A 17591-nucleotide genomic window follows, 5' to 3' on the forward strand; every position below is an offset into this window, starting at 1 on the left:
CGACATGCACCGACTGCTGCTGATCGACGACGACGAGGCTCTCGCCGGGCCTCTGACCCAATACCTGGCGCGCTTCGACCTCCAGCTCGAAGCCGTCACCCGCCCCAGCGCCGCGCTGGAGCGGCTGGCGGCCGAGCGCTTCGATGCTCTCATCCTCGACGGCATGCTGCCCGAGATGGATGGCTTCGAGTTCTGCAAGCGCCTGCGGGGCGGCAGCGACGCCTGGCGCGACATGCCCATCCTGATGCTGACGGCGCGCGGCGACCTGACCGACCGCGTCGTCGGCCTGGAGCTGGGCGCCGATGACTACCTGCCCAAACCCTTCGAGCCGCGTGAGCTGGCAGCGCGGCTGCAGACCATCCTGCGCCGCACGCGCTTTGCGCCGCCGGCCGCGCCCGTCGTGGCCCAGGTCGCGAACAGGCTCAGCTTCGTGGGCCTGGAGATCGACACCACGCGTCGCGAGGTGAGGGGCGAGGGCGCCCTCATCGAGCTGACCGGCACCGAGTACGAGCTGCTGCTGATGCTGGCCCGCGAGCCGGGCAAGGTGTTCTCGCGAGACGACATCCTGAACCGCCTGCGCGGCCAGGAGGCCGAGCTGTTCACGCGCGCCGTCGATATCCTCGTCAGCCGCCTGCGCCGCAAGCTGGAGCCGCTGCAGGCGCTCAAGACCCTGCGCAACGCTGGCTACTGCTTTGCCCTGCCATTGAAGTCATGAAGCATCACGCCTACGACCACCGCTGGCGTGAGCGCTGGGAGCGCAAGAAGGCCAAGCGCGCCCGGCGCATGGGCCGTGACTGGGACTACCGCTGGCGGGTGCGGCATCGCTGGCACCAGCGCTGGCATCACCAGCACAAGCGCTTCAAGCACTCGCTGGGCGCGCGCCTGATCGCCATCTTCATGCTGCTGGCCTTTTTCAGCAGCTTCATCCTCTGGGCCGCCATGGGCAGCCCCTACGGCCTGCTGTGGGCGGTGCCCGCGCTGTGCGTGGTCACGGGTCTGGCCTTCGGCATGATCCGCCACATGGTCTGGCCCCTGCATGCGCTGGCCCTGGGCGCCGAGGCCTTCCGGCGTGGCGAGTTCTCGCACCGCGTGCCCGTCATCCATGGCGATGAGATCGGCGACCTGGCCATGCGCTTCAACCAGATGGCCGCCGATATCCAGGCCATGCTGGACGGCAAGCGAGCTCTGCTGCTGGCCATCAGCCACGAGCTGCGCAGCCCCTTGACGCGAGCCCGCCTGCATGCCGAGCTGGTCGACGAAGGCGAGTCGCGCGACGCGCTGCTGCAGGAACTGGCGCAGATGCGCGACATGATCTCGGCACTGCTGGAAAGCGAGCGCCTGGGCAGTGGGCACAGTGCGCTGCAACTGTCGGACTGCGATCTCGCCGCGCTGGCGCGGGAGCAGGCTCAACCAGGCGTGGAGCCGCACATCGAGCCCGATCTGCCGCTGATGAAGCTGGATCGGCTGCGCGTGCAGCTCTGCCTGCGCAATCTCGTGCAGAACGCCTTGCGGCACAACGATGCGGCTCGCGGGGCCGTGCAGCTCACGCTGGCACGTGATGGCATGGGCGTGCGCCTGACGGTGCGCGACTTCGGTCCCGGCGTGCCGGCCGAGTCGCTGCCTCAGTTGGGGCAGCCCTTCTACCGGCCGGACGAGGCGCGCACCCGCCACGGCGGCGGCGTGGGCCTGGGCCTGTGCCTGTGCAGGCTGGTGGCCGAGGCCCATGGCGGGCGGCTCGAGCTGCGCAATGCCGAGCCTGGCTTCGAAGCCTCGATCCGTTTCAGCTGAAGGCCGGGGGCAGACGGTCGAACCAAGGCTGCGCCGCTTCCAGCTCCGCGGCCAGCTGCAGCAGCAGGCCTTCCTCTCCTGACGCGGCGTTGAACTGAACGCCCAGCGGCAGGCCGTCGGCCGTCCAGTGCAGCGGCAGCGAGAGGGCCGGCGTGCCGGTCAGGTTGGCGAGCTGGGTGAAGGGCACATGGCGCAGGCTGTCGGTGGCCATCTGCTGCACGATGCCGTCCAGCAGGCCGGCGCGCTTGAGCAGGCCGAGCAGGCCCGAGGCGCGCAGCACGCCCAGGGCCGCGAGCTGCAGCGGCGGCGTGTCGCCGGTGCCGTGCAGCACGGGTGGCGAGGCCAGTGTGGGCGTCAGGTAGAGGTCGTAGCGCGAATGCAGGGCGGCCAGGCAGCGCCCGAAATCGTTCCACCTCTGCAGCTCCAGCGTCAGCTTCGCGGCGCTGGTGGCGCGGCCCAGCGTGGCGATCAGGCGCGTCAGCGGCTCGAAGCCGGCCTCGCGGCCGCCTTGCGCAACGGTGCGGTCCACGGCGGCGGCCACCTGGCCGAAGTAGATGTGCAGAAAGCTGTTGGCCAGGGCGCGGCCGTCGATGTCTGGTTGGGCCGGCTCGACGGTGTGGCCCAGGCTGCGCAGCAGCGTGACCGCGCCCTCGACGGCCAGCCGGGCTTCGTCATGCACAGGCTCGCCGATGGGAGAGTCGGCACACCAGGCAATGCGCAGCCGGCGCGGTGGCAGGCGCATCTGATCGATGAAGGGCGTGGCGGGCCGGGCAAGGGCGACGGGGTCACCGGGCTCGGGACCGCTGAGGACATCCAGGGCCAGGGCGGTGTCGCGCACGCTGCGCGAGATGACCCCTTCGCAGCAGGCGCCGAACCAGACTTCGCTGGCCGCCGGCCCGACGGAGACACGACCCCGCGAAGGCTTGAGCCCGACCAGCCCGCAGCAGGCCGCCGGGATGCGGAGGGAGCCGCCGCCGTCATTGCCCGCCGCCATCGGCACGACGCCGGCTGCGACGGCCGCTGCCGACCCGCCACTGCTGCCGCCGGGCGTGCGGTTCACGTCCCAGGGGTTGCTGCTGCGGCCGAAGGCCAGCGGGTCGGTGACGCCCTTGAGGCCGAGCTCGGGCGCATTGGTCTTGCCGAAGATGACGAGGCCAGCGTCCAGCATGCGCTTCACGACATGGGCGTGTTCGCGCGGCGGCGGCAGGGCGGCGAGGGCCTGGCTGCCCCAGCTCGTCGGCACGCCGGCGTAGTCCTGGGCCACGTCCTTGATCAGCCAGGGCACGCCGGCCAGCGGGGCATGGGGCAGGCCCTGCGCGAGCTGGGCGCGGGCCTGGCCTTCCATCAAACGGCAGACGGGGTTGAGCCGGGGTTGGACTTCGGCCAGGCGAGCCAGAGCCAGGTCGAGCAAGGCCTCTGGTTTGACCCTGCCGGCCGCCACTTCGGCGGCAAGCGAGGTGGCGTCGTGGCGGCGGTAGCTGGCGAAGTCCATCAGTGCGGCTTACATGAACAGATGTTCGCCCGCATTTTGGCTGCGCCGGCCCGCGGGCCTCGCGCAAAGCGCGAGGTGCTCCCCAGCGTTCCGCAGGGAATCACATGAACAGATGTTCGCCCGCATTCTCTCCGCCAAGAATGACGTAGTTGACCTTCTTCAGGTCCGCCAGCTGCGTGCCGCCTGCATAGGAGATCGAGCTTTGCAGGTCTTCCTGCATCTCGCGCAGCGTGTCGGCGAACTTGCCCTTGACCGGCTCCAGGATGCGCTTGCCTTCGACATGGCGGTATTCGCCCTTGTTGAAGTCGCTGGCCGAGCCGTAGTACTCCTTGTAGAGCTTGCCGTCGACCTCGACCGTCGTGCCGGGCGACTCTTCATGGCCCGCGAACAGCGAGCCGACCATGACCATGGATGCACCGAAGCGCACGCTCTTGGCGATGTCGCCATGGTGGCGGATGCCGCCGTCGGCCACGATGGGCTTGGTGGCCACGCGCGAGCACCACTTCAGCGCCGACAGCTGCCAGCCGCCGGTGCCGAAGCCCGTCTTCAGCCGCGTGATGCAGACCTTGCCCGGGCCCACGCCGACCTTGGTCGCGTCCGCACCCCAGTTCTCCAGGTCGATGACGCCTTCGGGCGTGCCGACATTGCCGGCGATGACGAAGGTCTCGGGCAGCTTGTGCTTGATGTGGGCGATCATGCGCTGCACGCTCTCGGCATGGCCGTGGGCGATGTCGATGGTCAGGTAGTCGGCGCCGACACCTTCGGCGGCGAGCTTGTCGACCAGTTCGAAGTCGGCCGGCTTGACGCCCACGCTCAGCGAGACGAGCAGGCCCTTGTCGCGCATGTCCTTGGCATAGGCCAGGCTGTCGAGGTCGAAGCGGTGCATCACGTAGAAGTAGCCCTCGCGGGCCAGCAGCTCGGTGATGGGCTCGTCCACGACGGTCTTCATGTTGGCGGGCACGACCGGCAGCTTGAAGCGGTGCGGGCCGAACTGCACGGAGGTGTCGCAGTCGGAGCGGCTTTCCACGCGGCATTTGCGCGGCAGCAGCAGGATGTTGTCGTAGTCGAAGATTTCCATGATTCAAGTTCGCAAGTTGCGGCGCGCGTTATTGCAGTGCGTGCCTGGGCTGCGAGCGCTTGACTGGCTCTGCCGGCTCTTCGTCCGTTTCTGCTGCGGACAAAAAAAACCGGACGCCAAATTTGGGCCCGGTGATTGATTCTACGCAGGCCGCGCGACGAGTGAATCGAGATCGTGAATCACCGTCAGGTTGCGGGCCAATGCGGCTTGGACCATGGCATCGGCGCCAACCGAGTCGCCGCCGATGCGCAGCAAAAGGTCGCAGCGCTCCAGCACGGCCTGGGCATGAGGGTGGAAATAGCGGTCCCAGATCGCATCGCCGCGTTGGCCGCCCGTGGCTTCGATGAGAGGCAGCGTGACCCACTCGCCCAGCACCGGCACATGTCCCAGGGCCGCGACTCGCACGGCGGCGTCCTGCATGGCCTTGACGTTGGCGGCGATGAGGTCCTCGCGATCTCCCGTGCCGCTGCGGTAGGGCCCGGCGATGAAGACCAGCAACGGCCCCGTCTTCGGCGGCGGCCCGAAGACATGCCGCTCGGCCCAGCGCAGCAGCATGATCGTCTTGGCGTCGACGATCTGGCCGGCGTCGACCTGGTGCATGGCCTCGTCGAAGCCGATCTCGAAGCGGGCGATGTCCTCGCCTTCGTTGACGAGGCCGCCGCCTTCGCCCACCAGGTCGTCGTCGCCGTACTCGGCGGCGAAGAAGTGCAGCTTCTCGGTCACCGAGCCCGGGCTCATATAGGCCTCGAACAGCGGCCGGGCCTCGCGCAGGCGCACGCCGGCTTCCTGCTCGGCTTCGGCGCGGATGCAGCTCAGCGGGTCGGCCTCGTCCAGCAGGCCGGCCACGGCCTCCACCATCAGCTCTTGCCAGCCATTGACGAAGACCGGGTAACGGAACTGCCGCGTCAGCAGCACGCGGCGGCGCGCGCGCTGGTAGAGCAGGATGCAGGCGCCATTGCCGCGGTCATAGGTTTCGCGGTCCTGGCTCTGCCACTGCCCGTCGCTGCGCAGGAAGTCGAAGCGAGTGGTCTTCAGCGTGTACCAGTTGTCGGACAGCAGGCGCACCTGCTGGACGCGCACGCGGTCGGGCAGGGGCAGGTCGGCGATGCGGGTTTGAGCCGGTGTTTGCATGAAATTTCCTGAATTGAATTTGAATCATGCAAAATAACGCAAAACCATGCAAGCCCACAGATGCTGACCGAACAACGCCACCTGGCCATCCTGGAAGAACTGCAGCGCAGCGGTCGCGTGCTGGCGCGCGAGCTGGCCGAGCGGCTGGCCGTGTCGGAGGACACCATCCGTCGCGACCTGCGCGACCTCTCCGCCCGCGGCGCGCTGCAGCGCGTGCACGGCGGTGCGCTACCGCTGTCGCCGGCGTTGGCCAACCTGGCGCGGCGCAGCGTCATCGCCGTCGACGAGAAGCAGGCGCTGGGGCGCCATGCGGCATCGCTGATCGCAGACGGCCAGCTCGTCTTCGTCGACGGCGGCACCAGCACGCTGGCCATGGTGCGGCAGCTGCCCGCCACGCTGCGCGCGACCATCGCCACGCACAGCCCCGTCATCGCCGCGGCGCTGATCGAGCATCCGACGGTGGAGGTGCTGATGCTGGGCGGGCGCCTTTTCAAGCATTCCGGCGTGGCCGTCGGCGCTGGCGTGGCCCAGGCCATCCAGGCGCTGCGGGCCGACTGCTATTTTCTCGGTGTGACCGGCGTGGACGCGGGCTTCGGCCTGTCCACCGGTGACGCCGAGGAGGCCCAGGTCAAGGCCTTGCTGATGGTCAGCGCCGCCGAGACCGTGCTGATGGCCAGCAGCGACAAGCTGGGCAAGGTCTCGCCCTATCGCGTGGCGCCGCTGTCGGCCTTGTCGACGCTGCTCGTCACGCCGCAGGCCGGCGCGGCCCAGCTCGACGCCTTGCGCCAACCGGGCCTGGAGATCGTCACCGTCAGTGCTTGAAGAACTTGCGGTGGATGCGCCGCGTCGTCTGCCAGACGGCGAACAGCACGACGGGAATCGCCGCGCCGGCCGCCAGCTCCGGCTGTACCGGCAACCAGCCCTCGGCCTTCAAGGCCTTGAAGAAGTAGAGCAGCAGGCTGACCACGTAATAGGTGATGGCCGCGATGGACAGGCCCTCGACGGTGGCCTGCATGCGCAGCTGGGTGGCCTGGCCGCTGTTGAGCTGGGCCAGCAATTGCTGGTTCTGCGCCTCGGTGGCGATGTCGACCCGCGTGCGCAGCAGCGCGCTGGCGCGTGAGATGCGCTGCGACAGCCCGGCCAAGCGTTGCGCCGTCGCGTTGACCGTCGCCATGGCCGGCGACAGCCGCCGCTGCATGAATTCGCCCAGCGACTGCGTGCCGGCCACCTTGCCTTCGTGCAACTCGTCGATGCGGGTCTCGACGATGGCGTGATAGGCCTGCGTCGCAGCGAAACGGTACTGGTGCGAGGCCGTCGCATGCTCGATGCGGGCGGCCGTCGAGATCAGGTCGTCCAGCAGCTCGGCCTCGGACGCCCCGCGCTGCTCCAGCCGCGCCGTGATGTTGGCCAGCGTCGCCTCGACCTCGGCCAGCGTGCCGCCCAGCGACTTGGCTGCCGGCAGGCCGCGCAAGGCCATCAGCCGGTAGGTTTCCAGCTCCAGCAGGCGTTGGCTGACGCGGCCGGCGCGGGTGGCGGAGGTGCCGGGCTCGGTCAGCACCACCATGTGCTCGAAGCCGGTCGCGCGCAGGCAGAAATCCGTCACCACCAGGGAATGCCCGCCCATGGTGGACGCGACGACGGCGTGGGCGCCGAACCAGGCCTGGGCTTCGGCCAGGGCGCTGGGCGTGAAGGTGAGCGGTCGCTCGATCATGACCAGCTTGATGGCGGCGAAGGTGCGGCCCGGGATGCGGCCCAGCCAGTCCGGCGCCACGCGCAGGGCCAGCGCATCCAGGGTCTGGGCGCTGGGCTCGGCATCGGCCGGCAGGGGCTGCACGACGGAATAGCGCGTGAACTCGGCATGGCGCTCCCACTTCAGCGAGAACTCGCCGCAGCGCAGGCGCAGGAAGTTGGCGTTCAGCGCCTCCAGGGCGAGCTCGTGCTGGCCGGGCAGCTGGCGCAGGTGGGTGTGTTCGTCGGCTCGCGTGACGCCGTCGTTCAGCACCGCGATGTGCACGATGACGGCCGGCAGCCGGATGCGTGCCGGCGGGCGGGCGTGCACCTCGTTGTGCAGGGCCAGGCGCAGGGCGTCGTCGGGAGGGAGTAGGCTGTCTTCGTGCATGGGTCCCCAGGCTAGTGCTTAGACGGCGCCCCATGTTGGCTCGATAAAATTTCAGGCTTCGTACATCAACAGGGCGTCCTCCTCATGCAAGCTTCATTCCCGCCCGTCGTCATTTCCGGCACCGGCATCTACCGCCCGCCCCACGTCATCACCAATGCCGAGCTGGTCGAGGCCTTCAATGCCTATGCCGACCTGCAGAACGCGGAGCATGCCGAGGCCATCGCGGCCGGCGAGCGGGCCGCCTTGACACACTCCAGCGTCGAATTCATCGAGAAGGCCTCGGGCATCAAGCAGCGCTACGTCATCGACAAGGACGGCGTGCTGGATCCGGCCCGCATGTATCCGCGCTTCACGCCGCGCGGCGACAACGAGATCTCGCTGATGGCCGAGATTGCCGCCGACGCCGCCCGCAAGGCGCTGGAACAGGCCGGCAAGACCGGTGCGGACGTGGACGCCGTGCTTTGTTCGAGTGCCAATATGCAGCGCGCCTACCCGGCCATGGCGGTCGAGATCCAGCAGGCCCTGGGAGCCGGTGGCTACGGCTTCGACATGAACGTGGCCTGCTCCTCGGCCACCTTCGCGTTGGAACAGGCCTTCAACGCGGTGCGCTCCGGGGCTTCCAAGTGCGTGCTGGTGGTCAACCCCGAGATCACCTCGGCCCACCTGGAATGGCGCGACCGCGATTGCCACTTCATCTTCGGCGACGTCTGCACGGCGCTGATCGTCGAGCGCGCTGAAGACGCCACGGGTCCGGACCAGTGGGAAATCCTCGGCACCCAGCTCGCCACCCAGTTCAGCAGCAATATCCGCAACAACTTCGGCTTCATGAATCGCGCCGAGGACCGCGAACCCAGCGACCGCGACCTGACCTTCTACCAGGAGGGCCGCAAGGTCTTCAAGGAAGTCGTGCCCATGGCCGCCGCCCACATCGAGGCCCACCTGCACAAGCTTGGCCTGGAGCCGACGCAGATGCGCCGCTACTGGCTGCACCAGGCCAACCAGGGCATGAACCAGCTCGTCATCAAGAAGCTGGTGGGTGCGGATGCCGGCGACGATGTCGCGCCGCTGATCCTGAACGAATACGCCAACACGGCCTCGGCCGGTTCCATCATCGCCTTCCACCACCACCGCGGCGATCTGCAGGCCGGCGACACGGGCGTGATCTGCTCCTTCGGTGCGGGTTATTCCATCGGCAGCGTGGTCGTCAAGAAGCGCTGATCAGAACCGCAGCGACAGGCCGACGGTCCAGGCCCAGTCGGGCGTGTTGTGGTTCAGGCCGCGGAAGACGGCCGCGTCGAGCTGGGCGTCGTTCGTGACCTGCCAGGCCAGGCCGGTGCCGGCGGTGACGACATTGCCGCCGTTGCGGCTGGACGCGATCTGCTGGCCGGCGATCTCGGCAAAGCCGTGCAGCTTGTCGCCCAACGGGATGCCGAGGCTGGCCGACAGCACGGCGGCCGTGTAGCGTTGGTCGGCATCGTTGCGGTCGGTGAGGAGGCCGGCCATGGTGCCCAGCGAGTAGCCTCCGGGCAGTTCCCATTGCGCCAGGAAGTTCACGCTCGGTCTCAAGCCATGGCCCTTGAACACGCCGCTGCCGCTGGGCGTCTTCACATCGACCAGCAGGCCCAGGCCGGGTTTGCTCTCGTCGCCGTCCTGCAGCTGCCACTTGAAGCCCAGGCCGAGGTCGCCGCGGCCGCTGGCGTCCGGATTGCGCTGGCGCAGGGCGCCGTCGCTGTCCAGCCGCAGCTCGAAGTCATGGCCCAGCCCCAAGCGCAGCAGCGTCGGTGTCGAGCGCAGCCGCGTGGAAGCGTCCTTCTGCCAGGCGCCGCTGGTCTCGATCTGGAAACGGCCTGCGGCCATCACATCGGGGCCGTTGGTGAAATCGGGCCGGTCCGGGGAAATGGCGTCGTCGCCGGCGTAAGCGGCGCTGGCGCACAGCAGCAATGCAAGGCTGAGGGTTTTCATGACGTCCATTCTTGCCATTGAGTCGGGTCTGCAGCTTGCGCGCTGCTTGCCAGGCGATCATTTCCGCCGGCCCGGTGCCGACCGGTCAAGCCCCAGGCTTCGGCTATCGTGGCGGGATGAGCGACCTGACCTTCTTCTGGCACGACTACGAGACCTTCGGCCGCGTGCCGCGGCGTGACCGCCCGGCCCAGTTCGCCGGCCTGCGCACCGATGCCGAGCTCAACGAGATCGGCGAGCCGCTGATGCTGTATTGCCAGCCGGCGCCCGACTACCTGCCCGACCCCGAGTCCTGTCTGCTGACGGGCATCCTGCCCCAGCATTGCCTGCAAAAGGGCGTGCCCGAGCATGAATTCGCCGCCGCCATCGAGACCGTGCTGGCCACGCCGGGCACCATCGGCGTGGGCTACAACAGCATCCGCTTCGACGACGAGGTCACCCGCCATCTGTTCTGGCGCAACCTCATCGATCCCTATGGCCGCGAGTGGCAGAACGGCTGCGGCCGCTGGGACCTGCTGGACGTGGTGCGCTGCGCCTATGCCTTGCGCCCGGCCGGCCTGGAGTGGCCCAAGCACGAGGACGGCCGTCCCAGCTTCAAGCTCGAGCACCTGACCATCGCCAACGGCGTGGCTCACGAGGCGGCCCACGATGCGCTGTCCGACGTGCGTGCCACGGTGGCGCTGGCGCGCAAGCTGCGCCAGGCCCAGCCCAAGCTGTGGGACTTCTGCGTCAAGCTGCGCAGCAAGCAGGCCGTGTGGGACGAGATCGGCATCGGCAAGCCTTTCCTGCACATCTCCGGCATGTACGGCCCCGAGCGTGGCTGCATCGCCATGGTCTGGCCGCTGGCGCCGCACCCGACCAACAAGAATGAGCTCATCGTCTGGGACTGCTCGGCCTCGCCCGAGGAGCTGCTGTCGCTGAACGCCGCCGCCATCCGCGAGCGCATGTTCACCAAGCAGGAGTTGCTGCCCGAAGGCGTCACGCGCCTGCCGATCAAGACCATCCACGTCAACAAGAGCCCCATCGTCATCGGCAACCTGAAGACGCTCAGCCCGGCGATGGCCCAGCGCTGGGGCCATGACACCGAAGCCCAGCTCGCCAACGCGCAGCTGCTGGCCGAGAAGGGCCGCCTGCTCGACGGCCTGTGGCTGGACGTCTTCCAGCGCGAGCCCTTCGCGCCGGCCGACGTCGACGAGGATCTTTACGGCGGCTTCATCGGCAACGACGACCGCCGTGCGTTGAACCGCGTGCGCACCACGGCACCCGAACAACTCACCGAGCGTGCTGCCCAGGGAAAGCTGGCTTTTCAGGACGGGCGGCTGGACGAGCTGGTGTTCCGTTGGCGGGCGCGCAACTTTCCTCAGAGCCTGTCGGCGGACGAGTCCGAGCGCTGGCAGCACCACCTGGCGGCGCGTCTGCACGAAGGCGAGGGCGGCGCACAGACGCTGTCGGCCTTCATGGAGCGCATCGACCAGCTCGGCGAGACGGCGGACGAGCGCGGCGAGGAGATCCTGTCGGCGCTGTACGACTACGCGGAGCAGATCGCGCCCTGAGGCGGCCAGGCGGATTTCTCCCTAGCTTTGTTGACGCAGCCAGGGGCAGCTTGAGGTCACCATGAGGGCCTTCCGCCAGGAGAGCCCCTCATGACGAATGCCTCCACCGCCGCACAGCAGCAGAAGGCCGCCGCCGCCTCCATCGCCGGTGCCAGCCAGGGCCGGCCGACGATGGACAAGATCATCGTCGCCATCCACGGCATCGGCAGCCAGCTGCGCAGCGACACCATCCGCTCCGTGGCGCGGCGTTTCGGCGACCGGGCCTCGCCGCCGCTGCCCGTCATGCCGCTGGGCTATTTCAACCTCGGCTCGGCGGCGACCGTGCGCATCAGCCGCCTGGACGCGCACGAGGACGACGCCCTGTCCCGCATCGGCTTCGCCGAGGTCTACTGGGCCGACATCCCCGGCCAGGTCGTCAAGGCCAACGACACGCTGGAAGAGACCAAGGCCTGGGGTCATACGGTGGTCAGCCGTGCCGAATCGCAGTACCGCAAGCAGGTGCCGGACGGCCACCTGAAGCCCGAGGACTTTCAGCTCGGCACCGGTGTCGTCGACGAGATCGTCGAGACCGTGGGCGTGCTGGAGAAGCTGCTGGCGGTGCTCGCCCACATGGGCATCTTCAAGTTCGAGCTGGCCCCGCTGCTGCGCGACTACGTCGGCGATGTGCAACTCGTCACCGACTTCCCCTACTACCGCCAGAAGATCCTGCACCGCTTCCACAGCGCCCTGGCCCAGATCGTGGCGACCTTCCAGCAGGCCTGCCCGGGTTGCGACCCCGAGATCCACATCGTCGCCCACAGCGAAGGCACGGTCATCAGCTTCCTCGGCCTGCTCGAGGCCCTGTCAGGGCGCGCCGTCGTCGATCCCGACAACCCGACGGGTGCGCCGGTGGACGATGGCTGGATCCGCTATGTGCGCGGCTACATGACCATCGGTTCGCCCATCGACAAGCACATCGTGCTGTGGCCCGCGCTGTGGCGGGACCTCGACCTGAAATCCAGCGTCGCGGGAGGCCAGGTGCTGTTCGGTGATGCCAAGGCGCCGCGCCTGGCGCTGACGCGCAAGATCAAGTGGCGCAACTATTACGACCTCGGCGACCCCATCGGCTTCAAGCTCGATTCGGCGGTCGGTTTCCTGAAGGAAGAGGGCTGCGAGGCCTTCGAGTTCGGTAGCGAGCACGACTACGGCTTCAGCCGCTACTGGCTGCCCGGCAAGGCCCACAACGACTACTGGAACGACCCCGAGGTCTTCGGTCACTTCATCGACGAGGTGGTGCTGCCGATGCCGGCAGTGAAGCCCAAGGTGCCCGGCAGCAGCTGGCTGGTCGACCGCGTGGGCGTGGCCATTCCCTATGTCGCCAGCTTTCTCTTGCACGTTGCTGCGGTCTTCCTGCTCTACAAGGGCGTCACCAAGACCGGTTCCAACTTCGACCGGCTGCCGCTGCAGATCCTGCTGATGAGCGGCCTGCTGATGGGCATCACCGCCGCCGCACGCTTTCCGCGCCTGGTGCATACGGGCGGCCTGCGATGGCATCTGGCGTCGCTGGTTGCCTTTGCCGCTGGCGCCTGGCCCTTCTTCCACTGGCTGCCGCCTGGCCCGGCGGATTTCCTTGGCGGGCCGCTGACGAAGCTGTTCTCCGTATCGGCCGCGGATTCCGAATTCGCCGGCCGGCTGGCCCCCGTGCTCGCTGCCGCGGTGATCGCCCTCAGCGGCTGGCTGCTGCCGCGCAAGCCCAACTGGGGGCGGCGCTGCCTGGTCGGCGTCGGCACGCTGGTGATCGTCTTCATCGTCGCTTCGCGGCTGGTGGGCGTCGAGATGGAAGGTGGGCCGCCCGTCTGGCCGGTGCTGCTGGCCGGCGCGGCCTTCCTCTATCTGTGGTGGCTGGCCATCCTGATCTTCGACCTCAGCTTCATCTGGCACCGCTACATCCGACGCTCGGTGGCGGTGGACACGATGCGCCAGTGGAAGCATGGGCGCGACGCCAAACCGAATTCCCGCATGGGCCTGGGCGCGCCGGCGGCGCCCACGCCGCCGGCGTCGACGGCCAAGGCCGCGCCCTAGTTGCGCTTCAGGTATTTGTCGCGCAGGGCGGTCTGGCGGTCGCTGAGCTCCACCTCACGGCCCTGGATGAAGACGCGTTCGATGCGCGTTTCCGGTTCCAGCGGGTCGCCGTCGGCCACGAAGAGATTGGCCAGCTTGCCGACCTCCAGCGAGCCCAGCTTGTCGGCGATGCCGAGGATCTGCGCCGGGTAGAGCGTCACCGCCTTCAACGCCTCGTCGTCGCTGAGGCCAAAGGCACGGGCGTGGGCTGCCTCGAAGGGCAGGTTGCGCGCATTGGTCGAATCGCGGCCGCCATCGGCAATGCAATAGCGCACGCCGGCCGCTGCAAGCTGGGCGGGCAGGGCGAAGAGGGCGTCCGGCGGGTCGTCGCGGCGCATGGGCAGGCGCAGCAGGCCGTCGATGACGACGGGCACCTGGCGCTCGCGCAGCGTGTCGGCCACGCGCCAGGCGTCGGCGCCGCCCATGATGATGAGCTTGAGCCCGTGGCGGGCTGCGAAGTCCAGTGCGAAGCGGATCTGCGCGAGGTCGTCGGCATGCATGAAGACCGGGCGCGACGGTGTTGCACCGGGCGTGGCGGGCAGTACCGGCCGCATGGCTTCCCAGCGCGTATCGATGGCCGTGGCCGGGTCGGCGGTGCGGGCCAGGGCGTAGGCCTTGGCCTGCTCGAAGCTGTCGTCCAGCAGCTTGAGGCGAGCCTCGGTGGACTTGCGGATCTCGGCCAGCCGGGCCTCGGGCTGGTTGGGGAAGAGGGCGCTGTTCAGCCGCATGCGCGGCAGCACGATGTGCAGGCCGGCCTCGGGGACCAGGGCCATGTCCTGCCAGTTCCAGCCTTCGAGCTGCAGCAGGGCCGAGGTGCCGGCGATCAGGCCGGTGCGGCCGGCCTCGGGCACCGACAGGGCCGCCAACACGCCACCCGCGCGCGTGATGGGCAGCAACTCGCTGTCGGCATTGAAGGCGACGAGGGCGCGGGCGTTGGGGTTGAGGGCGCCGGTCTCGGTGCTGTCCGTGGACGCGTTGACCGAGCGGATCTCGGCCAGGCCCAGGCTGGTGTTGGCCGCGACCATGCCCGGGTAGACATGGCGGCCGCCGAGGTCGATGGTCCTGGCGTTCGCCGGTGCCGCGAGTTCGGTCCCACCGATCGCGCGGATCTTGCCGGCCTCGATGAGCAGGCTGCCGTTGGCGATGGCGGGGCCGCTGACCGGGTGGATGGTGGCATTGCGCAGCAGCAGCGGTTCGCGCTGCGGCGGGGGCGGCGTGTTGGGTGTGGCCTGGGCGGTGAAGCTGGCTGTCAGCAAGACGGTGATGAGGACGAGCTTCATGTCAGTACGTGTCCACGGTGCATTCATGCCAGGCGTCGCCGCCGAAATAGCTTTGCCGGTCGCGGTTGGCTTCGTGCAGCCAGCGCTGCAACTCGAGCTGGTCCAGCGCCGCGCTCAAGGGCGTCGCCGGGCGCCCCTCGGGGGGCGCCGCGGCCTTGGCGCGTTCGGGCAGGGCCAGAGCGACGAGGCGCGCGCGTTCCATGCGGTCGCGCTCGCGCAGCTGCGCGTCCTCGGCCAGGTCGAAATAGCGCCGCCCGTCGATCCAGGTCTGCTCGGCCTTGGCCGCGCTGGACAAGGGGTTGGCGCTCCAGATGACGAAGTCGGCGTCCTTGCCCACTTCCAGCGAGCCGACGCGCTTGTCGATGCGCAACTGCCTGGCCGGGTTGAGGGTGACGAACTTCAATGCGTCCGCCTCCGTCATGCCCCAGGCCTTGCCGCCATAACGCAGGGCCTTGGCGGCTTCGGTGTTGAGGCGTCGCGCCAGCTCGTCACTGTCGGAGTTGAAGCTGGTCAGCACGCCCATCCGGTGCGTCATCGCGCCGTTGTAGGGGATGGCGTCCTGCACCTCGACCTTGTAGCCCCACCAGTCCGAGAAGCCCGAGGCGCCGGCGCCGATGGACGCGATCTCGGGTGCGACCTTGTAGGCCTCCAGCACATGCTGGAAGGTGGCGACGTCCAGCCCGAAGTCCTTGGCCACGGCGATGAACATCAGGATCTCGTCGGCGCGGTAGGAATGGATGTGGATGACGCGCTTCCTTTCCAGCAGCTCGACCAGGGTGTCCATCTGCAGGTCGCGGCGCGTGTTGGGGTCGGCCTTGCGCTGTACTCGATAACGCTGCGCGGCCAGGAAGGCGTCGCGCATGACCTGCTCCACACCCATGCGCGTGGTCGGGTAGCGCGCTTCGCCGTCGTTGGGCGGGAAGTTGGCGCGCTTGACGTTCTCGCCCAGTGCGAACTTGATGCCGGGCAGGGCGCCCTCGAATTTCAGCGCCTCGGCGTCCTGGCCCCAGCGCAGCTTGATGACCTGGTTCTGGCCGCCGATGGCGTTGGCCGAGCCGTGCAGCAGGTTGGCGCTGGTCACGCCGCCCGCGAGCTGGCGGTAGAGGCTGATGTCGGTGGCATCGACGACGTCGCCGACGCGCACCTCGGCCGTCACCGAGTGGGCGAACTCGTTGATGCCGCGGTTGATGGCGGTGTGGGAATGGGCGTCGATGAGGCCGGGCGTCAGATGCTTGTCCGCCGCGTCGATGACGACGGCGCCGGCCGGCACGGCCAGGTCCTTGCCGATGGCGGCAATGCGGCCGTCGCGGACCAGCAGGTCGGTCGCGGGCAGATTGCCGGCGGCGGCGCTGGTCCAGACGGTGGCGTTGCGTACCAGGACGGCTGCGGGCCGCTCGGGCAGCGCGGCGCGGCCGAAAACGCCGGCCGGGAAGCTGGCAGGCGAGGGCGTCACGGCCAGCGGCGGCTTGGGCGCTGGCGGCTCGAAAGCCGCGATGCGCGTCGCCTTCCAGGCCTGGGTGCGGCCGTCGGGCAGCGTCAGCGCACCGGTCAGCACCGTGCCGCGGCCTTCCAGACGCAGGCTTTCCTTGGGCCCGCCTTCGCAGGGCCAGCGCAGCAGCAGTTCGCGACCGCGCTGCTGCAGCTCGCAGGCCTTGCCGTCGACCTGCAGCATCGGCCTGGCACGCGTGCCGGCAATCTGCCAGCTCTGCTCGGCGCCGCCAGCGGGCTGGACCGTCCAGCGGCCGCGGGCGTCGAAACGCTCCCAGGCTTCGGTCGGCAGCGGCTGGCCGTCGACGAAGGCGAGTTCGACCTCGGCTTGCTCGCTGGTGAAGAGGTCGCCGCTGGCGACGATGACGTCGGCGATCTGGCCCGCGGCCAGCCGGCCCAGGCGCGGCTGGTTCAACAGCTTGGCCGGCGTCGTGGTCAGCGCGGCCAGGGCCGCATCCGGCGCGAGGCCGCGTTGCACGGCCTGGCGCAGCCGCGGCCAGAAGTCCTTCTTCAGGTCCTTGACGCCCTGGGTCGAGATCGCGAACTCGACGCCGGCCGCCTGCAGGGCCGCGGCGTTGCCGGGGGCTTGCTCCCAGTGCTGCAGCTGGTGCAGGGGCACATCCAGTGCGCTCTCGGGCTGCTCGACCTCGGGCGCTGCGGGGTAGGCCAGCGGCAGGATGACGGGCAGGCCCAGGGCCTTGAGCTGACCCGCCTTGCGGTATTCATGGCCGGTGCCTTGAGCGATCACCTTCAGACCGAATTCGTCACGCAGCCTGGCGATGCGCAGCAGGTCTTCCTCGTCCAGCGCTTCGTGGACGATGGGTTGCTTGCCGGCCACGGCGGAGGAGAGGGCCGCCAGGCCGGCGTTGAACTCGCGCCGTTCGCCGGCGGGCGCCGGACCGGCGGCCCAACGGGCGTTCAGCAGGGTCTGGCGTTCCAGCGCGATGCTGCCCATCAGCGAGGTCGGGTAGCTCGGCGCGCCGACGCGGGCGCCGCCTTCGAAGTCGATGGTCTGGTACTCGTGAGCGAGGTGCTGGGCGACGTCGGCCGTCAGCACCAGGCTGCGCGCATCGGCGCCCTGTTTCGGATCCTGCAGGCTGATCAGCGCACTCTGGCCGCGGAACACGGCACCGGTGGGTGGCAGGGAAAGGGCCGTCGTGAAGCCCTGTTCGCGCGCCGCGCGCAGGTCCTCGGGCTTGATCTCCAGTGCGGCGGACTGATGGAAGTCGCTGCGCACCCAGCGCTGGCCCGGCGTCAGGCCCTTGGCCCTGGACGGTTCGATGCGGCCCTGGCCCAGGCTGCTGGCGGCGTCGATGAAGCCGGCGTAGACCGTGCGACCGGCCATGGGCCAGACCCGTGCACCTGCCGGCGGCTTGATGTTGGCACCGACGGCGACGATGACGCCGTCCTTCATGACCAGGGTGCCGTTCTCGACCACCTGGCCCGGCGCCAGCACCAGACGGGCGCCGGTCAGTGCGTGCCAGCGCGGCGTGGCGTCTCGCAGGCCCTGAGGGATTTCACTGAGCTGCTGGGCTTGGGTCAGGCCGGAGAGCAGGGCGAAGAAACAGGCGGGGAGCAAGCGCATCGTCGCGTCTTGTCGTGG

12 protein-coding genes and 1 pseudogene are annotated in these 17591 nt (G+C 69.0%); 6 read left to right on the forward strand and 7 right to left on the reverse strand.

All coding sequences use genetic code 11. The features are described from left to right. Nucleotides 1-4 precede the first annotated feature (4 nt). Together AC3WOE_RS01840 and AC3WOE_RS01845 are read left to right on the forward strand one after the other, a co-directional pair. Complete coding sequence (locus tag AC3WOE_RS01840; RefSeq protein WP_492687794.1) at nucleotides 5-715, forward strand: response regulator transcription factor; 711 nt, start codon at nucleotides 5-7, stop codon at nucleotides 713-715. Then, a complete protein-coding gene (locus tag AC3WOE_RS01845) occupies nucleotides 712-1788 on the forward strand; it encodes a sensor histidine kinase (protein ID WP_492687795.1) in 1077 nt (358 codons plus the stop codon). The genes AC3WOE_RS01840 and AC3WOE_RS01845 overlap by 4 nt, the downstream gene beginning before the upstream one ends. Here AC3WOE_RS01845 and AC3WOE_RS01850 read toward each other — a convergent pair. The 3 genes and pseudogenes from AC3WOE_RS01850 to AC3WOE_RS01860 form a co-directional block, all read right to left on the reverse strand. Further along, nucleotides 1781-3280: an amidase gene (locus tag AC3WOE_RS01850; RefSeq protein ID WP_492687796.1), complete on the reverse strand. Its 1500-nt coding sequence runs from the start codon at nucleotides 3278-3280 to the stop codon at nucleotides 1781-1783. The two genes, AC3WOE_RS01845 and AC3WOE_RS01850, sit on opposite strands and share 8 nt — an antisense overlap. 100 nt (nucleotides 3281-3380) lie before the next feature. Continuing rightward, complete coding sequence (locus AC3WOE_RS01855; protein ID WP_492687797.1) at nucleotides 3381-4358, reverse strand: GMP reductase; 978 nt, start codon at nucleotides 4356-4358, stop codon at nucleotides 3381-3383. A gap of 528 nt (nucleotides 4359-4886) precedes the next feature. Next, nucleotides 4887-5489: pseudogene (locus AC3WOE_RS01860) on the reverse strand (GDP-mannose pyrophosphatase); the annotation flags it as partial. A 60-nt stretch (nucleotides 5490-5549) separates the two neighbouring features. Between AC3WOE_RS01860 and AC3WOE_RS01865 the strand changes: the two are divergent. Next, nucleotides 5550-6311: a DeoR/GlpR family DNA-binding transcription regulator gene (locus AC3WOE_RS01865; RefSeq protein WP_492687798.1), complete on the forward strand. Its 762-nt coding sequence runs from the start codon at nucleotides 5550-5552 to the stop codon at nucleotides 6309-6311. Here AC3WOE_RS01865 and AC3WOE_RS01870 read toward each other — a convergent pair. After that, nucleotides 6301-7608, reverse strand: a complete 1308-nt coding sequence (locus tag AC3WOE_RS01870) for a DUF3422 family protein (protein WP_492687799.1) — start codon at nucleotides 7606-7608, stop codon at nucleotides 6301-6303. The two genes, AC3WOE_RS01865 and AC3WOE_RS01870, sit on opposite strands and share 11 nt — an antisense overlap. An 84-nt stretch (nucleotides 7609-7692) precedes the next feature. Here AC3WOE_RS01870 and AC3WOE_RS01875 point away from each other — a divergent pair, with 84 nt between their 5' ends. Next, nucleotides 7693-8826: a beta-ketoacyl-ACP synthase III gene (locus AC3WOE_RS01875; RefSeq protein ID WP_492687800.1), complete on the forward strand. Its 1134-nt coding sequence runs from the start codon at nucleotides 7693-7695 to the stop codon at nucleotides 8824-8826. On the opposite strand, the gene AC3WOE_RS01880 is transcribed toward AC3WOE_RS01875, so the two are convergent. Next, complete coding sequence (locus AC3WOE_RS01880) at nucleotides 8827-9570, reverse strand: transporter (protein ID WP_492687801.1); 744 nt, start codon at nucleotides 9568-9570, stop codon at nucleotides 8827-8829. Nucleotides 9571-9686: 116 nt separating this feature from the next. On the opposite strand from AC3WOE_RS01880, the gene sbcB reads away from it, so the two are divergent. Both sbcB and AC3WOE_RS01890 read left to right on the forward strand, forming a co-directional pair. After that, nucleotides 9687-11120 (forward strand): exodeoxyribonuclease I, encoded by a 1434-nt coding sequence (gene sbcB, locus AC3WOE_RS01885; RefSeq protein WP_492687802.1) that lies wholly within the window; start codon nucleotides 9687-9689, stop codon nucleotides 11118-11120. Nucleotides 11121-11210: 90 nt separating this feature from the next. After that, nucleotides 11211-13181, forward strand: coding sequence for an MFS transporter (locus AC3WOE_RS01890; RefSeq protein ID WP_492687803.1), 1971 nt, complete (start codon nucleotides 11211-11213; stop codon nucleotides 13179-13181). Here the strand turns inward: AC3WOE_RS01890 and AC3WOE_RS01895 are convergent. Beyond that, on the reverse strand, nucleotides 13178-14500 hold the full coding sequence (locus AC3WOE_RS01895) for an amidohydrolase family protein (protein ID WP_492687804.1): 1323 nt from the start codon (nucleotides 14498-14500) through the stop codon (nucleotides 13178-13180). The genes AC3WOE_RS01890 and AC3WOE_RS01895 overlap by 4 nt on opposite strands. A 1-nt stretch (nucleotide 14501) precedes the next feature. Further along, nucleotides 14502-17573 (reverse strand): amidohydrolase family protein, encoded by a 3072-nt coding sequence (locus AC3WOE_RS01900; protein WP_492687805.1) that lies wholly within the window; start codon nucleotides 17571-17573, stop codon nucleotides 14502-14504. Between the last annotated feature and the right edge of the window lie 18 nt (nucleotides 17574-17591).

Source organism: Roseateles sp. FW305-36, assembly GCF_058787015.1.

Bases quoted from the DNA above. Each gene is read 5' to 3' on its own strand.
- AC3WOE_RS01890 (WP_492687803.1), top strand. From the start codon at position 11,211: ATGACGAATGCCTCCACCGCCGCACAGCAGCAGAAGGCCGCCGCCGCC.
- AC3WOE_RS01870 (WP_492687799.1), bottom strand. From the start codon at position 7,608: ATGCACGAAGACAGCCTACTCCCTCCCGACGACGCCCTGCGCCTGGCC.
- AC3WOE_RS01865 (WP_492687798.1), top strand. From the start codon at position 5,550: ATGCTGACCGAACAACGCCACCTGGCCATCCTGGAAGAACTGCAGCGC.
- AC3WOE_RS01900 (WP_492687805.1), bottom strand. From the start codon at position 17,573: ATGCGCTTGCTCCCCGCCTGTTTCTTCGCCCTGCTCTCCGGCCTGACC.
- AC3WOE_RS01845 (WP_492687795.1), top strand. From the start codon at position 712: ATGAAGCATCACGCCTACGACCACCGCTGGCGTGAGCGCTGGGAGCGC.
- AC3WOE_RS01895 (WP_492687804.1), bottom strand. From the start codon at position 14,500: ATGAAGCTCGTCCTCATCACCGTCTTGCTGACAGCCAGCTTCACCGCC.
- AC3WOE_RS01875 (WP_492687800.1), top strand. From the start codon at position 7,693: ATGCAAGCTTCATTCCCGCCCGTCGTCATTTCCGGCACCGGCATCTAC.
- sbcB (WP_492687802.1), top strand. From the start codon at position 9,687: ATGAGCGACCTGACCTTCTTCTGGCACGACTACGAGACCTTCGGCCGC.
- AC3WOE_RS01840 (WP_492687794.1), top strand. From the start codon at position 5: ATGCACCGACTGCTGCTGATCGACGACGACGAGGCTCTCGCCGGGCCT.
- AC3WOE_RS01850 (WP_492687796.1), bottom strand. From the start codon at position 3,280: ATGGACTTCGCCAGCTACCGCCGCCACGACGCCACCTCGCTTGCCGCC.
- AC3WOE_RS01855 (WP_492687797.1), bottom strand. From the start codon at position 4,358: ATGGAAATCTTCGACTACGACAACATCCTGCTGCTGCCGCGCAAATGC.
- AC3WOE_RS01880 (WP_492687801.1), bottom strand. From the start codon at position 9,570: ATGAAAACCCTCAGCCTTGCATTGCTGCTGTGCGCCAGCGCCGCTTAC.